The organism is Fibrobacter sp. UWS1 (assembly GCF_002300445.1).
Classification (GTDB): Bacteria; Fibrobacterota; Fibrobacteria; order Fibrobacterales; family Fibrobacteraceae; genus Hallerella; species Hallerella intestinalis.
In genome coordinates this window covers 326,511-343,126 of sequence record NZ_NSGW01000001.1, presented here as the reverse complement: position 1 = coordinate 343,126, position 16,616 = coordinate 326,511, and the positions used below count along the sequence as shown (strand labels likewise).

13 protein-coding genes and 1 tRNA gene are annotated in these 16,616 nt (G+C 49.3%); 7 read left to right on the top strand and 7 right to left on the bottom strand.

Annotation, left to right across the window (positions count from 1 at the left end):
- Positions 1-104: 104 nt before the first annotated feature.
- Complete coding sequence (gene typA, locus BGX14_RS01365) at positions 105-1,961, bottom strand: translational GTPase TypA (protein ID WP_095878845.1); 1,857 nt, start codon at positions 1,959-1,961, stop codon at positions 105-107.
- Positions 1,962-2,212: 251 nt separating this feature from the next.
- On the opposite strand from typA, the gene BGX14_RS01360 reads away from it, so the two are divergent.
- Positions 2,213-5,179, top strand: a complete 2,967-nt coding sequence (locus BGX14_RS01360) for a DNA methyltransferase (RefSeq protein ID WP_095878844.1) — start codon at positions 2,213-2,215, stop codon at positions 5,177-5,179.
- Between the two features lie 183 nt (positions 5,180-5,362).
- Here BGX14_RS01360 and BGX14_RS01355 read toward each other — a convergent pair whose 3' ends face one another.
- Entirely contained in the window at positions 5,363-6,097 is a 735-nt protein-coding gene (locus BGX14_RS01355; protein WP_198951125.1) for a DUF6261 family protein, read from the bottom strand.
- Between the two features lie 804 nt (positions 6,098-6,901).
- Here BGX14_RS01355 and BGX14_RS01350 point away from each other — a divergent pair.
- The 6 genes from BGX14_RS01350 (at position 6,902) to ruvX (ending at position 11,170) form a co-directional block, all read left to right on the top strand.
- Complete coding sequence (locus tag BGX14_RS01350; RefSeq protein WP_143394075.1) at positions 6,902-7,801, top strand: hypothetical protein; 900 nt, start codon at positions 6,902-6,904, stop codon at positions 7,799-7,801.
- Complete coding sequence (locus BGX14_RS01345; RefSeq protein WP_095878842.1) at positions 7,798-8,628, top strand: hypothetical protein; 831 nt, start codon at positions 7,798-7,800, stop codon at positions 8,626-8,628. Before BGX14_RS01350 ends, BGX14_RS01345 begins: the two co-directional genes overlap by 4 nt.
- Positions 8,629-9,057: 429 nt before the next feature.
- Positions 9,058-9,348 (top strand): hypothetical protein, encoded by a 291-nt coding sequence (locus tag BGX14_RS01340; RefSeq protein ID WP_095878841.1) that lies wholly within the window; start codon positions 9,058-9,060, stop codon positions 9,346-9,348.
- Positions 9,341-9,958, top strand: a complete 618-nt coding sequence (locus tag BGX14_RS01335; RefSeq protein WP_095878840.1) for a hypothetical protein — start codon at positions 9,341-9,343, stop codon at positions 9,956-9,958. Before BGX14_RS01340 ends, BGX14_RS01335 begins: the two co-directional genes overlap by 8 nt.
- A gap of 87 nt (positions 9,959-10,045) precedes the next feature.
- The gene (locus BGX14_RS15435; RefSeq protein ID WP_158223190.1) at positions 10,046-10,186 is read left to right on the top strand and encodes a hypothetical protein; all 141 of its coding nucleotides are present in this window, start codon (positions 10,046-10,048) and stop codon (positions 10,184-10,186) included.
- 573 nt (positions 10,187-10,759) lie between these two features.
- A complete protein-coding gene (gene ruvX, locus BGX14_RS01330) occupies positions 10,760-11,170 on the top strand; it encodes a Holliday junction resolvase RuvX (RefSeq protein WP_078775855.1) in 411 nt (136 codons plus the stop codon).
- 370 nt (positions 11,171-11,540) lie between these two features.
- Here the strand turns inward: ruvX and BGX14_RS01325 are convergent.
- From BGX14_RS01325 to BGX14_RS01305, 5 genes are all read right to left on the bottom strand, one after another.
- A tRNA-Met gene (locus BGX14_RS01325) sits at positions 11,541-11,614 on the bottom strand.
- Positions 11,615-11,700: 86 nt separating this feature from the next.
- Positions 11,701-12,858, bottom strand: coding sequence for a CDP-diacylglycerol--glycerol-3-phosphate 3-phosphatidyltransferase (gene pgsA, locus BGX14_RS01320; RefSeq protein WP_073305652.1), 1,158 nt, complete (start codon positions 12,856-12,858; stop codon positions 11,701-11,703).
- The gene (gene recN / locus BGX14_RS01315; RefSeq protein ID WP_073305649.1) at positions 12,848-14,509 is read right to left on the bottom strand and encodes a DNA repair protein RecN; all 1,662 of its coding nucleotides are present in this window, start codon (positions 14,507-14,509) and stop codon (positions 12,848-12,850) included. Before recN ends, pgsA begins: the two co-directional genes overlap by 11 nt.
- 11 nt (positions 14,510-14,520) lie before the next feature.
- On the bottom strand, positions 14,521-15,270 hold the full coding sequence (locus BGX14_RS01310; RefSeq protein WP_095878839.1) for a tRNA (guanosine(46)-N(7))-methyltransferase TrmB: 750 nt from the start codon (positions 15,268-15,270) through the stop codon (positions 14,521-14,523).
- A gap of 7 nt (positions 15,271-15,277) precedes the next feature.
- Positions 15,278-16,189, bottom strand: coding sequence for an MBL fold metallo-hydrolase (locus BGX14_RS01305; protein WP_073305673.1), 912 nt, complete (start codon positions 16,187-16,189; stop codon positions 15,278-15,280).
- Positions 16,190-16,616: the final 427 nt, after the last annotated feature.

Below are 16,616 nucleotides of genomic sequence, written 5' to 3'. Positions count from 1 at the left end.
ATTACCGTTCGCTTCCCGGTTGATCCCGATTCCCATTCCATAAAAAAACGGCGCCGCCTTTGGAGGTTGCGCCGTAAATTTGTACGCGAAGATGCTTTGCGAAATTATTCGTCGTCCTCTTCCACGGGGGATTTGGATTCCTGCTTCCGTTTGTGCGGATCCAGCGTGATTTTCCGCAAGCGCAATGCCTGCGGGGTCACTTCGACGCATTCATCGTCGTTGATAAAGGTGACGCATTCTTCCAGCGTCATCCGGCGATAGGGAGTCAGCTGAATGTTGTCGTCCGACGCCTTGGAACGCATATTGGTCAAGTGCTTGCCTTTGGTCGCGTTCACGATGATGTCGGTGGTGCGGTTGTGCTCGCCGATAATCATGCCCGGATAGACTTCCGTCGCCGGCGGAATAAAGAGCGCGCCACGATCTTCGAGTTTTGCGAGAGCGTAGCTCGCTGCTGCACCCGGCTCCTTGGCGATGAGAACGCCGTTGATGCGGGCGGGAATGTCGCCCTTGTAAGGTTCGAAACCGAGGAAGAGGGATTGGGAAATCGCGTAACCTTTGGAAAGGGAAAGGAGCTTTGCACGGACACCGAGAAGACCGCGGCTCGGAATCTTATATTCGAGGTTCACACGGTTGTTTTCGTCGGTTTGCATGTCGACCATTTCGCCCTTGCGACGACCGAGTTCTTCGATGATTGGGCCGCTGTATTCGGATGGAACTTCCACCTTGAAGGTTTCCATCGGTTCGAGAAGCTTGCCCGCTTCGTCCTTTTGGAAAATCACCTGCGGAGAACCGATGGTGAATTCGTAAAGCTCGCGGCGCATATTTTCGACGAGGATCGTCAAATGGAGAATGCCGCGTCCAGAAACCTTGAACGTGGACGCACCGTCTGCCTTTTCGACGAGGAGAGCCGGGTCGGCCATGTGAGCGCGTTCGAGGCGTTCCGCGAGGTTGTTGCCTGTGAGGAACTTGCCGCCGTCCTTGCCGGCGAGCGGGGAAGTGTTCACCGTGAAGAGCATGGAAATGGTCGGCGGATCGATGTGAATGCGCGGGAGGCTAACCGGCTTGTCTGTAGCAGAAAGCGTATCGCCGATATCGAAGGTTTCAAGGCCTGCGATCTGGATGATTTCGCCAGGGCCTGCTTCGTCGATCGGAGAAGACTGAATTCCATCGTAATGGAGAATCTTCTGGATGCGAATGTTCTTAACCTTCGGGGTATCGGAATCGTTATCGGTCATGAAGCTCTGGGCGACGGTCATGCCGGTTTTGAACGTTCCTTGCTGGACGCGGCCTACCGCCATACGACCGAGGAAGCTCGAATATTCGAGGGTGCTGATCTGAAGAAGCGGTGCTGCATTCGGGTCGCCCTTCGGAGCCGGAATCTTGTCGATAACGAGATCCATCAAGATGCGAAGATCGCCATCCGGATCGTCAATTTCCTTGCGGCAGATGCCCTTACGGCCGCTGGCGTACACGCAAGAGAAGTCAAGCTGGGATTCGTTTGCGTCGAGTTCGCAGAAAAGGTCGAATACCTTGTCTAATGCACTGTGCGGATTGCAACCGTCGCGGTCGATCTTGTTGATGACGACGATTGGGGTAAGGCCGAGCTGAAGAGCCTTCTGTGTCACAAAGCGCGTTTGGGCCATCGGGCCTTCGAAAGCGTCCACCACGAGGAGCACGCCGTCAACGGTGCCGAGAACACGTTCCACCTGGCCGCCAAAGTCCGCGTGCCCCGGCGTATCGACGATGTTGATGTGGTACCCTTTATAGTTCACACTGGCGTTCTTCGAAAGAATGGTAATGCCGCGTTCGCGTTCGATAGCTCCAGAGTCCATCACGCGTTCGTTCACTTCTTCGCCTTCGTGGAACGTGCCGCATTGTTTAAGAATCTGGTCCACGAGTGTTGTCTTACCGTGGTCGACGTGTGCGATAATCGCAATGTTTCTGATTTTGTTCTGATCCATCTTGGATGTCCTATTTAAGGTGCTTCCGATTTATTTTGCGGCAAAATTTAGAAATTTTTCGAGGAAATGGAAGCCGCGGTTTAGGGAGTGGGGGAGTTGGGAGTTTGTAGTTGGGAAGTTAGAAGAAACGGCAACAGCCGTTTGGTTTTTTCTTCAAAGCGGCAGGATGTGGTCTTAAATGCACACAAAGGATTGCTATCGAGAGGCCCCAAAAATTATACTTTTGTAAACATCTTGTGCAATGAGGATTTATGTTGGCCAAAGAGCAAAAGGCGAGAGCGAAAGAATTTGTGGAAAAATGGTCCGGAAAAAACGACGAAAAGGAGCACTGTCAGCTTTTCTGGATAGACCTTTTGCAGGACGTTTTCGGAATAAAAAATGTCAGCGAGTACATTTCTTTTGAAGATAAAGTCAAGCTGGGCCACACCAGCTTTATCGATGCGCGGATAAAGTCCGCCAAAGTCCTCATTGAACAGAAATCGGGTTCCGTGGATTTGCGAAGTGCCGCAAAGCAAAGCGACGGAACGCTTTTGACTCCCTACCAGCAGGCGAAAAGATACGCCAGCGAATTGCCGGTTTCGGAACACCCCCGTTGGATTGTCTGCTGCAACTTCAAGTCCTTTCTGGTCTATGACATGGACGCCTTAGGGAAGGAGCCCGAAGAAATTTTGCTTGCCGATTTGCCCAAGGAATACAACCGGCTGAATTTCCTGTTGAACGAGACGAAAGTAAACCTGCAAAGGGAAATGGAGATTTCCATCCAGGCGGGGGAGCTGGTGGGCAAAATTTACGATGCCCTTTTCAAAGAGTTCCCGGACAAAAATTCCATCGTTACCCACCGCAGCATCAACACGTTGTGCGTCCGGCTGGTCTTTTGTCTTTATGCCGAGGATTCCGGCATTTTCGGCCACGACATGTTCAGCAACTATGTCAATAGTTTCCATGCGGACAACGTGGACTTGGGGCTTAAGGAATTGTTCAAGATTTTGAACACGAAGGAAGAATCCCGCAGCCCTCTGTTGAAAGACAAGCTGAAATGCTTTCCCTACGTGAACGGCGGGCTGTTCGACGATGGGAAACTGGACGAAGATTCCATTCTCATTCCGCCATTCAGCGAAGAAACGAAAAAAGTCCTGGTGGAAGAATGCGGCTTCGGCTTTGACTGGAGCGGCATCAGCCCCACTATTTTCGGCGCCGTTTTTGAATCAACATTGAACCCGGAAACCAGGCGCAACGGCGGAATGCACTACACCAGCATCGAAAACATCCACAAGGTCATCGACCCGCTGTTCCTTGGCGGCCTGAACGAAGAATTTGAAAGCCTGGTTTCCAAAAAGGGCTTAAGCAGGAAAGCGAAGAGGGACGCCCTGGAAAAATTCCGGGACAAAATTTCGAAGCTGAAATTTCTGGACCCCGCCTGCGGCAGCGGCAACTTTCTGACGGAATCCTTTATGAGCTTGCGCAGGCTCGAAAACAAGGCCTTGCGGGAATTGCGGGAGGGAAGCGCGCAGATGGAGCTGGGAGGCGATTTGTCGCCAGTCAAGGTGAGCATCCACCAGTTTTTCGGCATCGAAATCAACGACTTCGCGGCCACGGTGGCGATGACCGCGCTATGGATTGCCGAATGCCAAATGCTGCAGGAAACGGAAGACATCCTGGGCGAAGCATTGGACTTTTTGCCCTTGAAGAATTACGCCAACATTGTTTTAGGCAACGCCCTGAAAATCGACTGGAAGACGTTGAAAGCCAACGAAAGCATTGGCGGCATCCTTGCCCACACCGAAAAGTCCGAAGACGAAATCCACTACGACTATATCATGGGAAATCCGCCGTTCGTGGGATATTCTTTACAGAGCAAGGGGCAAAAGGAGGATGTGGCATCCATAATGCCCAAAGGAGTCAAGAACGTCGATTACGTCGCCCTGTGGTACTACAAGGCGGCTCGGCTGATACAAAATACAGCCACGCGTTGCGCCTTCGTTTCCACAAACTCTATCTGCCAAGGCGAGCAGGTGACGGCGGTTTGGAAGCACTTGTTCGAAGAGCTTGGCATAACCATCGACTTTGCCTACCGCACCTTCCGCTGGGACAGCGAATCGACGCAAAAAGCGCACGTCCATTGCGTGATAGTGGGATTTAGCATGGGAGAAGCGGCTCTGGGGGAAGCGGCGTCCTCGCCGCTTAATCTCAAAACATCATCAAGCGGCGGGGAAGCCGCTTCTCCTAAACGCATCTTCGACGGCGAAAAAGTAGAGTTCGCCGACAACATCAATGCCTACCTGCTGAATGCGCCGAACGTTTGGATTGACAAACGGACAACGCCGCTGTGCGATGTGCCTCAGTTTGTCAGGGGCTGCCAACCTACGGACGACGGCAACCTGATTCTGACGAATGAAGAAAAAGAGCAATACCTCAAAAATGAGCCGCAGGCCGAAAAGTTCTTGCGCCCGTTCATGATGGGCAAGGATTTCATCGACCGCAAACCCCGTTGGTGCTTCTGGCTTGTGGAAGCGAACCCCTCCGACTTGCGCAAGTGCCACTCACTGCTTGGACGAATAGAGAACGTGCGGAAATTCCGCCAAAGCAGTACAAAACCCGCCACCCAAAAGAAAGCCGAAACCCCCACTCTTTTTGACGAGATAAGGGAGCCGCAAAGCGATTATGTAGCCTTACCTACTGTTTCTTCGGAGGGTAGGCGGTATATACCTATCGATTTTTTACCCAAAGAAGTAATCCCTGGAAACAAAATATACTTTTTGCAAGGGGCGACTCTTTATCACTTCGGCGTGCTCGTGTCGAGCGTTCACATGGCATGGATGCGCGCAGTCTGCGGACGACTAAAAAGCGATTACAACTACTCGAACACAATCGTCTACAACAACTTCCCGTGGCCATTTACAGAAAAACAAACGGATTTGTTCGCGCCTAACGGCACTCACGAAAAAAAAGCGAAGAACGTTAGTTCTGAGCAAATCCGCTTGTTAAAAACCAAAATCGAACAAACCGCCCAAGCCATCCTCGACGTCCGAGCCAAATACCACGACTCATCCCTCGCCGACCTTTACGACGAAACCACGATGCCGCCGGAACTGCGCAAGGCGCACCGGGAAAACGACCTCGCCGTCATGGAAGCCTACGGCTTCTCGCCCAAAATGACCGAAAGCGAAATTGTCGCGGAGCTGTTTAAGATGTATGAAAAACTCACGGAAGGCAAATAAGAAAAAACAACCGGATTTGTTCGCGCCTAACGGCACTCACCAAAAAAAGCGAAGAACGTAGTTCTGAGCAAATCCGTGTGTTAACAAATCAAAACCACGGAAAGGTGAAAAAAGGACAACCGGATTTGTTCGCGCCTGACGGCACTCACCAAAAAAAGCGGCCATTTAAGACCGCTTTGCTTTTTATTCCGGAATTTTTTCATTCGAACCGGCCATTACAGAAGCCGAAAGGGTTCCCCGTTTTCGCCCGGTCTCGTTTATGCGAGAGATTTCCCGTTCGACTTTGGCGGAAAAATTTTCGTACATGTCGGCATTTACCAGGCGCATTGCGGACAAATAAGGCAAAAGTTTGTCGTTGATAATCAAAACCAGAGTTTTCTTAATAGACGTGGCACTCTCTGTTTTAACAGCCGTACCTGCCGTGTAAACGTCATTCGCTTGGGCAAAAGCCTCCTGCGCCGTGCGGATATTCTCTAAAATTTGTGCTATGCCGTCCAATTCTTTTACATTCGCTTTGGCTTCTTCTTGACTAAAATCTTCGAGCAGGCTTTCAATCAAAGACGATTCGCTCGCATAATTGGCCCGCGTGATTTTGTAGCCATATTTATTAAAAATCGCCAAAAGTTTTTCGCCGGCGGCTTTTTTGGATTCTACCGGGAACACCGAATAGCCGGCAAGAACTGTCCCTAAAATTTTCACGGCTTCGTCGCGCTCGACATCGGCGTTTTCCAAACCGCTCAAAACCTTGTTCTGGTTGATGGCCCCCGTAAGTTCCACCGAACGCTTTTCGATTTCTTCCATAACGCCTTTTAAAAACGCATCGCCTGCAAATCCGGATTCCGTCTGGTAGATTCGCACAAGGGAATAGCCCAGCGCAGCCGCTACGGTGATAGTTGTCGTCGTTTTTAATTTTTTCATGATTCCTCCATACTAAATGTTACATGATAACAAGAATATAGGCAATTCAACCCGGAAAAACTTCAAAAGATTCGTTTCTGTCGCGACGTTCTTGCAAAAACATTTTTACAAGTATAAAAAAAGAAACAATAGCTTTTCGTTTTCAAAAGCTAGACATTTCAGCAACGAAGCAAGCTTCGTAACAGCTACACTTGCCGATTCACTCGTGCGACACGCTTTGTTGCCATTACACTTGCCGATTCACTCGTGCGACACACTTTGTTACCATTACACTTGCCGATTCACTCGTGCGACACACTTTGTTGCCATTACACTTGCCGATTCACTCGTGCGATACACTTTGTTACCATTACACTTGCCGATTCACTCGTGCGACACACTTTGTTGCCATTACACTTGCCGATTCACTCGTGCGACACACTTTGTTGCCATTGCACTTGACATTTCACTCGTGCGGGGCCTCTGCAATCGCTACAACGGGCTTTTTTAAGGGACTTATGTAAAAACTCCACCCAATTCGCTTGGCTGCTGAGCTTGTCAAACCATGGCTTGGGAGTTGGGAGTTGGAACTGATAACTAATAACTAATAATTAATATTGGCTTCGCCGAATCGCGCTTTGGGTAAATCCTTCCGGATCCGTGGAAAGAGCTATATTTGAAATGTGAATTATCTAGGCATCGATTACGGAGAACATCGGGTCGGGATTGCTTTTGCCGATTCCGAACTCAAGTGGGCATTTGCCCGGGAAACCAATCCCTATGACTGGGGGGGATGATTATTCGAATGTTTCTACTATTGCTCGATTGGATGTGCCGATGGAACTATCTATTTATGCCACCGGATGGCTTCGATTAAATGATGGTGTGGACTGCGAAACTCTATTGCGTGATACATCCGATTTTTATTTACAAGATAGGATTTGGATGCCATATACCAAAGGAAAATGTTTTCTTGGATCAAACGATTCTGTAGGTTATTCTGTGGTGCTGGGAACAAAAACTAAAGTTCACGGGATTTCTACCAAAGGCCGAGTTTTTTTAAGAAATGGCTCCGAGGTGCAGGGAAATATCCGTTTTTATCATTGTCAAGACAGCTCTTATTGTTTGCAAAAACAGCAGAGGGCAAAACATCATTATGGTCGGGTCCTTTTTAGAGATGAATTGTATTGGCCTTACGCAATTCAAGAGTTGCCGCCGATGGAAGATGTTGGTCAAAGGGAAGTGAGGGTGAAATATGGCGAAGTTCTGACTTTACAAAGTGGAGATAAATTTAAGAAACTTTCTGTTGCTCCTGGTGGCACGTTGCGTGTTCCCATGGGGGAATTCCATTTTGGTGAATTGCAAATGGATGCCAGCAGTCAAATTGAGTATGTAAATCCCGGGTATAAAACTGTATTCCATGTGAACGGATCCTGTATATGGCGCGCCAAATTAAATCAACTAAATAATCTTCAAGATTCTACAATAATTGCCCGTGGCGTAATGCTTATGCAGCACGGCAGCGAGACAATGTTTATTGAGGGGGAATGGGCGGGGACGATTCTTGCGCCGAACGCCGATCTGGTACTAGGGCAATCCAATAAAATAGTGTACGGCCGCTTTGCCGGCAAGAATGTAACCGTCCATCAATATGCAATGGTTAAGATTGTTCCGTTCAACCCGACGGAGCTTTACGAAGTTGTTTTCTTGGGAGGTGCAAAATGAAAAAATATCTGTTGGCAACTTATTTGTTTTTGTTTTCGATTTCGAGCAAAGCGTACGAACCGGTATTGTTATATGAAAATCAACCATCGAATGACTTTGCATTTATGCCGGGAGAATTTTCTATGGATACAGTAATTCTAAAAAAATATTGTTCCGAAAATATAAAATCGGTGTTGTGTGGCTACAATATGTTTGAGAATTTTATTATTGGAATAGAACAATCTGTTTTTGATGCAACTGTTGAAATTTATATTTATATGTGTGCACATGAAGATTATATTGAAGAAATCTCTATAAGACGTTATACGCAAGAGTGTTTGGACTACAACGGACATGAAGTGGATGGGGAAAAGGGGAGTCTTCCATTTAGTGAAGTCCTGAAATTGGAATTAGGTAGGCTCAGGGATTATGGGGCGTTGCTGGCGACAGATTCCATGGTGAATGCTTTTATTTCCAAATTATTAGATTATGCTCATTCTGGTTGTAGTAATCCGGACGGTTGTTATGATATGTGCAAAGATATAGATGGCCTGATGTACGCAAATGGAAATCCTTATACGCTAGTTGGCCAGGGGAGATGCTGCTCTGTATTGAAAGATTCCTCGTCCGGCTTTGTTCAAACGGCCTTTACTGCCGTTCCCCTAAAAGTGCGGCCTTTGGCGGACAAGCGGTTCTTTGTTGAAAATGGGCAGGGCAAGGCCTACGATATTTTTGATTTGAACGGCAAGCGCATCGGCGGCGGCACCTTCCGCAGCAATGTTCTGCACGTAAAAGCTTTGCCCGTCATTTTGAAAGTTGACGGCATGGGCAGTGTGCTGCTGAAGTGAGGGGCAACCGCGAACTTGCGGGATGGTCGGGGAGACGGGAATGTCTCGAGTCTTTAGGTTTTTCGGCTGATGGGGCTTGGAAGCTTGTTTCCTTTAGACGAATTGTCCCTATGGGGCGTATCCCGCTCTCTGCAAATGCTATTTTTAGTTCAAAGGGATAAGGGTGTTTTGGGGTTGCTTCTTCCGCCTCGAGTTGGGAGGACATTCGTGAATTGAAAATGATTTTGATTTTGAAAAATGATTGAAACTCCGCTATTTTTTGATGTGAAGCCCGTTTGTTTTTTGAAAGGCTCTGTCCCCCCAATGTGTTGGTGAAATAAATCCAAATATATAAGGCTATGTCCACCCAAAGTGTTGCTTGGAGTTACTAACAATTAAACAAAATGTTATCCACGTTTAACTAATGCCACCAAAAATGCGATAGAAAATATGATTGTAGTAAAGAGCGTTCTGTATAATATCTTGTATTTTATTGCATATGATATCATTTCACATCATGATAAATACGGCATTAAAGGCAACCCCATCAAGCAACTTGTTGCACGACAACTTAAACAATGGAATCTGGCGCATCCTGAATTGATGAATACAATGTACAGCATTGAAGGTAGTCTAGATTGTACGGAAAATGAATCAATCTTAGGAAAACGTTGTTATTCAGTATCACGCCGAGTGAACGAATTGTACGAAAAATATTTTAACGAGTTGTTCGATGGGTAAGATTATCCCAATTGCATTATTGATAGCGTCATTAGCATTCGCTAGTGAGTATTCTTGTGTCGCCTTACAAGGTCCAACGGAAAGTCCCGTAGACAGTGGATTTTGCTGGATTGTATTATTGGATGAACGGGATGGTAATAAATATATAGCCTCGTTGGACAATGGTTCCGGCATGATTGACCCAAAGCCTGAAATCACGATAGTTGAAAATATTCGCTTCCGCGATGTCGCCGAACAATGTGATATGGCCGGATGCCTGTATAAAAGCAACAAGACGGCTGCCGAAATTTGCCCTCCGATAGAAGGAATGTCTGTCTCATTCGAAGCATCCGATGTTTTAATGACCATTAAAACTCCGGAAGAATACGAACGCTGGCGTTCAAACATTATCAGTGGAATGAAATCGCGGCTGGAATACCCGTCCATTAGGCAAGACCGTAATTCTGTAATGAGATTCGCATCACCATATCATGATAATAGAGAGACCCTGAATGTATTATCCAATCACTCAACATGCGACCAATATTCGCATCTCCCAAACACCTGTGAATTCACTGCAGCTGTACCAAATGAACTCCGATATGCAAAGTGCAATTATATGATGAAATGAATGCGTTTACACCTTTTTCTATTTTCCATGCATTGTCATTTTATGGCAGTGCATTTTTGCTATATGTGTAGTATGAAGGATGCCTTTATGTCAGAAGTCAGCGTAGTCATGCAAATGTACCAGTCGCTATCGGCTGAAGAGAAGGCGACCTTCCTGCGCTTGCTCGGGCTTCCACAGGAACTGACCGAAATCGAGTTCTTTCTAGTAGTTTATAACAGTTTGACCTAAATTGTCCGTATGTATCCTTCTCCTTGTCCGACAACGATTTAAACATCTGGAATACTACATTTGCTTCTGCCATACTCTAAATGTAGTATCGTCCTGTTGACAAAAGGTGTCAATTTTGAATGTATTTTCAACACTTTGGGGTGACAAAGCCTTTTGAAAAAGTCTTTTTCGTCTAGAACAGGACTGCCAACCATAATGTCAAAATATTTTGCGATCGGCAGGGAATGCTATCCGTTTGCTCCCGTTCGACCCTTTGGGGGGCAAATTCCCGTCTGCAAGCGGCAGCCCTCTGTATATGGATTTTCTGCGTGAGGGATGGTGACCCGGATGGGCGGAGACGCACTGGCGCGGCTCCGTTGCCCTTGGCGGCTTTGCCGGTTAGGGCAATACAGCCCGACCCGCCGCGAGGCGGGACACGCCCGGTTCAGTTCGGCTTGGCACAGCAGCGGTAGGGGATGGAGACGTCCGTGTAGAATGCCACCGCTTCTCCGGTATTCGGCAGTGTGGCTGGCGTCGCCGAATCGCGCTTTGGGTAAATCCTTCCGGATCCGTGGAAAGAGCTATATTTGAAATGTGAATTATCTAGGCATCGATTACGGAGAACATCGGGTCGGGATTGCTTTTGCCGATTCCGAACTCAAGTGGGCATTTGCCCGGGAAACCATCGACCAGAAAAAGACGGATTTGATGAAACGCCTTTCGGAACTGGTCAAGGAAAATAAAGTGGACGTTTTTGTCGTGGGGATGCCCTTTCGCCCCGACGGTCGCCCGGACGGGAAAAACCTGGTCGTAGAAGAATTTGTTCGCAGGCTCGCCGAGCGGTTTCCGCAGATTCCGATTCAAACGGAGGACGAGGCCTACACTTCTGTCGCGGCACTCCAGGAAACGAGCTACTTAAAAAAGAAAAAGAAGCAGCAGGACAAGGGCCTTGTGGACAGGCTTGCCGCTCAGCATATTCTGCAATCGTATTTGGATGGTCTTTGAAGTCGGTTCTTCAAAACAGGAATTTTTTCACCAAGTGAATTTTTCTCGCGGGTCGCGAGGTGCTTCGCAAAGGATTGCCGCGCTTCGCTCGCAATGACGGGCCGCTAGCTCGGATTGTTCCGCCTTTACAAACGTTCTTCCCGTCATTGCGAACCCTGCCGGGGTTATACGACACTTGTCAATTTATTGACTTAGTGGAGTTATCCTCGAAGTGTAGAAGCAATCCTTTTTCGCTGTAAGAACAAAAGCAAATACTTCTTCTGCTCACTCCGCTGGACTTTGAATGGGAAAGAAACGATTACAAGCAAATCGGGTGGATTTTATATATAAGCCACAAAAAAAGCCCCGGATTTCTATCCGAGGCTTTTAGTAGCGGGGGCAGGACTTGAACGCTGCGACCTTTGGGTTATGAGCCCAACGAGCTACCAACTGCTCCACCCCGCGTCGAGGTGTGTGCCATTTCTAGCACGAAACCATATATAGTAAATCGAAATGGGTTTGGCAAGGGGTCGTCCCTCAAATAGGAGGGATTAGACGTATTTTTTGAGAATATGCTTGGAAGAAACGAAATAATCGATGCCGCTTCCCAGTGTAATCGCCGTGATGACGCCCATGACGATTGTCGGGAAATGCTGCCATACCTTTTGGAACCCTTCCAGCTGTTGGATGGGGTCCAGCGCACCGACCAGAATGGCGACGATGCCGATTCCCTGCAAGGCGGTTTTCCACTTCCCGCTGCGCCGGGCGGGCATGACCAGGCCTTCGGCTGCGGCCAGAGTGCGGAGGGTTTCCACGCTGGCTTCGCGGAAGTAGATGAGGGCGACCATCCATACGGGAGCGTAGCCGGTCGCGATGAAGCACATGAAAATGGTCATGTTCGAGATTTTGTCGCTGAACGGATCCAGGTATTTGCCGAGAGTCGAGACTTCTCCCCATTTGCGGGCGAGGTGCCCGTCCAGATAATCCGTGAGCATGAATCCCAGAACCATCACCAGGGCGAGGACTTTAAAGACGAGATGGTTGTTGGTGTAATTGAGGTCGTTGTCGTAAAAGAAAATCCACAGGAAAAAAGGCGTGAGGACAATGCGGGTCATCGTGAGCTGGCTCGCGATGGAAAGCGGCTTGCGGTGGGCGGGGTCCCGGTAGAACCAGTAGAGGTAAGAGGCGGAGGCGGCTCCCATCAAAAGCATGCTGGCCACGACGCAAATCTGCTGGAACGGGTCGATGTTGAGGATGTAAACGAGCATCGTGATATTGATGGCCGTTGCCGATAGCTTCGACCAGACATGCTTTCCGGGAAGTTTTTTCCCTTCTCGCAGGATGCTCAGCGAAAGAAGCGAGTGGGCGACGACGCGGATGAAGAGAAAGAGGCATCCGACCGAAAGCAGGATTTCAAAATCGTTATCCACGAAGTAGTTCCGGATAAGGATGCTGGTCATGACGGTGACGGAGAGGATTCCTTCAATGACGTTTAGCCAAAGCTGGTAGTAGGGCTCTTCAAATTCCTGGGTGCGCAGCTGCCAGTTGCTGAGCCACGAGATGATAAGGACGATAAGCGTTATCATGGCGGCGGTGTAGCTGTGCTGCGTCCAGATGGCGGCAATCAGGGGGATGAAAAGGGCCGCCCGGAAAATTCTCCAGATGCGTCCGTGCATCCGGATGGTTCGCAGTTTTTCTTTAAGAGGCATTGGCTTCCTCCAGAAGTTCTTTGGCGTGGGCGAGGGAAGTGGGCGATTTGGCATCGCCGAGCATTCTCGCGATTTCGGTAATGCGTTGCGGATAGGTCAGAACATGGACCGTGGAAACGGTTCTCGCGTCGCTGTTCTCGTGCTTTTCGACGGCCAGATGGGATTTTGCTCGGCAGGCGACCTGCTGCAAATGGGTGATGGCGAGAATCTGGTGGAATTTGCCGATTTCCCGCAGGGCATGCCCGACATTGTTCCCCACTTCGCCGCTGATGCCCGAATCCACTTCGTCAAAAACGAGGAGAGGAATGCTATCCCGTTCTGCCATGACCGATTTGAAAGCCAGCAGCACCCGGGAGAGTTCGCCACCGGAGACCGCTGCGCGGAGCGGTTTTTGTCCTTCGCCGACATTGGGGGCGATGCAGAATTCGACACGGTCTTTGCCTGTCGCGGAAAAGGGCTCTTCGGAAATGTCGGTCACGAATTTCGCTTTGGGCATGCCGAGGGAATGCAGCACCTCTTCGACTTTGGCGTCGAGGGTCGCTTTGCCCGCTTGCCGTTTGCGGGATAGTTCATCGGCGAGGCGTGTTAATTCGTCTTCCGCTTTGCGGATGTTTTTTTGGATTTCGGCGAGGTCGGCGTCCAGATTTTCGAGGCTTTCAAGCTCCTGCTTTCTTTTTTCGAGCAGCTGGACTAACCCGCTTTCGTCGGTGCGGTATTTCCGCTTGAGCCGCTGGATGAGGGCGAGGCGGGAATTGGCGCGGTCGAGAGCCGCCGAATCGATTTCTTCGCCGGAGCCGACTTCCTGTAGGGCTTCTTCAATGAAAGAAAGCGAGTCGTAGGCGTCTCCGAGACGCTTTGCCCATTCGTCGGTTTCGGGAAGGACGGAAGCGAATTGCCGCACTTTTGTTTGGAATGTCTGAAATTCCGCCATGAGCCCGTTTTCGCCGTCGAACATGTTTCGCAGGCTTTGCACGGCGCGCATTTTGGCTTCGGATTTTGCCGCCGCCGAAGTCTTGGCTTCCAGCTCCGCTTCTTCGCCCAGACGCAGGGACGCTTTTTCCAGTTCGTTCTTTTGAAAAGTCAGGAATTCTTTTTGTTCGGCGAGGATTTTCGCGTTGTCTTCGGTTTCTTTCAGGCTGTTTTTCAGCTTCGTCCATTCGGCGTATTTCTGGGCGTAGATTTCCCTTTCCGCTTTGCATTCGCTGTAGGCGTCCAGCAAGTGCAGCTGGGTCCGCAAGTCGCGCAGGAGCAGCTGGTCGCTTTGCCCGTGCATCTGCACCAGGGTTTCGCCGAGTTCTTCGAGGGTTGCGTGATTGACGACCGTCCCGTTCACGCGCGTCCGGCTTTTTCCGCCGGCAAGGACTTCCCGCTGGATGATCAGTTCGTCGTCTCCGTCGATTTCCTGAGAGTCCAGGATGCGCTTCGCTTCTTCGTTTTTCGAAATGTCGAATGTCGCTTCGACGGTCGCCTTGTTTGCCCCGTGGCGAATCATCGCCGGTGTGGTCTTTCCGCCGACGACGGTGCGGAGTGCGCCCATCAGAACGGATTTGCCCGCTCCGGTTTCTCCGGTGATTGCCGAAAAGCCGGTTTCAAAGTGTATTGTGCATTCTTCGATGAGTGCGAAATTGTGGATAGAGAGCTGCTGCAGCATGGTTTCCGCTTTTATTCGGCCTTGTCAAATTCAATGATACTACGGTATATCGGTCGGCCTTCTTGCCGATATTTCTTTTCAAAATTGGTCATGATCCCTTCGGTCGGGCTGGCGGTGTTGCGTTCCAGGACGGTCGCGCCGCAGAAATGGTCGAAGGTTTCCAAAGCCACTTCGTTGTATTCCTTGTGGTCGGTGCCCCAGAAGAAAAGGCGCTTTCCCGGTTTGAGGACCCGGGCGACTTCCGTCAGAAATTCTGGACGCAGTAAACGATTTTTGTGATGGCGTTCCTTGGGCCAGGGGTCTGGGAAATACATGTGGAAAGCATCGACGGAATTGCTCTGTACCCTGTCCCGCAGAAAATAGAAGACGTCGCCCCGGAGCATTGCCGTGTTCTCGCCGACTCCGTTTCGCATTTCCCGGCTTGCTGCGTAATGCGCCCAGGTCAAATCCCATTCGCTTCCTAAAATGGAAATTTCCGGATGCCTTTTGCCGTATTCGACCAGAAAGCCGCCCTTGCCGGAGCCGATTTCAATTTCGATGTGCCCGTTGTGGTTCGGGAAAATCTCTTTCCAGTCCAAGGGGTGCTTGTCTGGCTGGTTGTCGGGAGTCTGGACGGGCTTTCGCGTTCCGGGAAGATGGCGGTGAACAAAGTGCCACAGGCAAGGGTATTCCTTGTCCCGATTCAAGTCCCTGTAAAATTCGGGAATGACGATTTCTTTTTTTTCTTTGGGCTTTGCCGCGTTTTGGATTTCTTCGTTCATGTTCGCCTTAAATAAATGCGATGATTTTTTCCTGAAATTCTTCGGGAATTTTCTTTTGGAGGGTTTCCAGAATATGTTCCGCGGAATACTTCATCGAAAAATGATTGAGTACGACGTGCTTGCATTTCATCGTGTCGCCGTATTTTTGAAGAGCTTCGGCGATAGCGGAAATGTGGGTGTGTCCCTTTTTTTGCGCCATTTCCTCTTCTTCGTCGTCGAGGAATGTGCATTCCGTGACCAGGATTTCGGAATCCCAGACGGATTGAAGGTTCGGGTCCAGCAGGTTTTCGCCCAGACTGTCGCCCATGAAAGTGATCAGCGGGTCAAAAACCTCCCGGGTGATGCACGTTCCCTTTTGACGAAGTTCGATCAGCTTGGAGGAATCCAGCCCCAGAAATTCGTCCTTGAGTTTGTTCTTGTGGTTGTACAGGGTAATTCCCATAGCGGGCAAAAAATGTTTGCCGAGCGAGGCGTGGCGCACGTTGAACGCTTCGATGTAAAGATCTTTTCGATAAGCAAGGGCCTGCTTTTCTCCGGCTTTTACGGGAATTATCTTGGGCAGTTTAAAACGGCTTTCGGGAACGCCTTCAAAGGAAGCTTCGGCGTGAATCCACTCTTCCGCTCCGGGAACGAGTTCCTCGGGAATGTAGTAAACCGACGGCTTTTCTACCCCCATCATCCGGCGCAGACTGTGATGCCGCATAAGGCAGCGGCTGTGGTCGCCGTGGGCGTGCGTCAAAAAAACATGGTCGATGCCGATTGCCGAAATGGGGCATTCTCCCATATCCACGCAAAAATTGTGTTCGGGAAGCTGTAAATACGTTGCCAGCCCCGAAACGGAAAATCCGCAAAGTCGAACTTTGCCTACGTGGAGTCGAACTTGACGCAAAGCGTTGTGCAGCGATTTGTTTTCTTGCATTTCGGCATCAAAGATAGCAAGTTTTTCTAGGATGACGGAAGATCGGTCGGGAAAGTTCCCAAGGAAAAAAGGGAATTGTGGACAATCTTCCACTAAATACTCTTAATAATTTTTTTTCAAAGAGTGAACTTCTTTTCAAAGCAAGCATTTCTTTTTCTCTAAGAGAATTCTTTTTCAAAACGAGGCGTTTTCTTTCTCAAGGCGAATTCTTCTCGCAGACTGCGAGGTGCTCGCCTACGCCCATGAGTCTTGGGAACTTGTTCCCTTAGACGAATTGTGCAAAGCCCCATGAGTCTTGGGAACTTGTTCCCTTAGACGAATTGTGCAAAGCCCCATGAGTCTTGGGAACTTGTTCCCTTAGGCGAATTGTCCCTTCCAGGGATACTTCAACTACGGAATCGGAGATTCCTAGTTTCAGGGATGCCTT

Bases quoted from the DNA above. Each gene is read 5' to 3' on its own strand.
- pgsA (WP_073305652.1), bottom strand. From the start codon at position 12,858: ATGCCTCTTAAAGAAAAACTGCGAACCATCCGGATGCACGGACGCATC.
- BGX14_RS01360 (WP_095878844.1), top strand. From the start codon at position 2,213: ATGTTGGCCAAAGAGCAAAAGGCGAGAGCGAAAGAATTTGTGGAAAAA.
- BGX14_RS01335 (WP_095878840.1), top strand. From the start codon at position 9,341: ATGGGTAAGATTATCCCAATTGCATTATTGATAGCGTCATTAGCATTC.
- typA (WP_095878845.1), bottom strand. From the start codon at position 1,961: ATGGATCAGAACAAAATCAGAAACATTGCGATTATCGCACACGTCGAC.
- recN (WP_073305649.1), bottom strand. From the start codon at position 14,509: ATGCTGCAGCAGCTCTCTATCCACAATTTCGCACTCATCGAAGAATGC.
- BGX14_RS01355 (WP_198951125.1), bottom strand. From the start codon at position 6,097: ATGAAAAAATTAAAAACGACGACAACTATCACCGTAGCGGCTGCGCTG.
- BGX14_RS15435 (WP_158223190.1), top strand. From the start codon at position 10,046: ATGTCAGAAGTCAGCGTAGTCATGCAAATGTACCAGTCGCTATCGGCT.
- BGX14_RS01310 (WP_095878839.1), bottom strand. From the start codon at position 15,270: ATGAACGAAGAAATCCAAAACGCGGCAAAGCCCAAAGAAAAAAAAGAA.
- BGX14_RS01305 (WP_073305673.1), bottom strand. From the start codon at position 16,189: ATGCAAGAAAACAAATCGCTGCACAACGCTTTGCGTCAAGTTCGACTC.
- BGX14_RS01340 (WP_095878841.1), top strand. From the start codon at position 9,058: ATGATTGTAGTAAAGAGCGTTCTGTATAATATCTTGTATTTTATTGCA.
- BGX14_RS01345 (WP_095878842.1), top strand. From the start codon at position 7,798: ATGAAAAAATATCTGTTGGCAACTTATTTGTTTTTGTTTTCGATTTCG.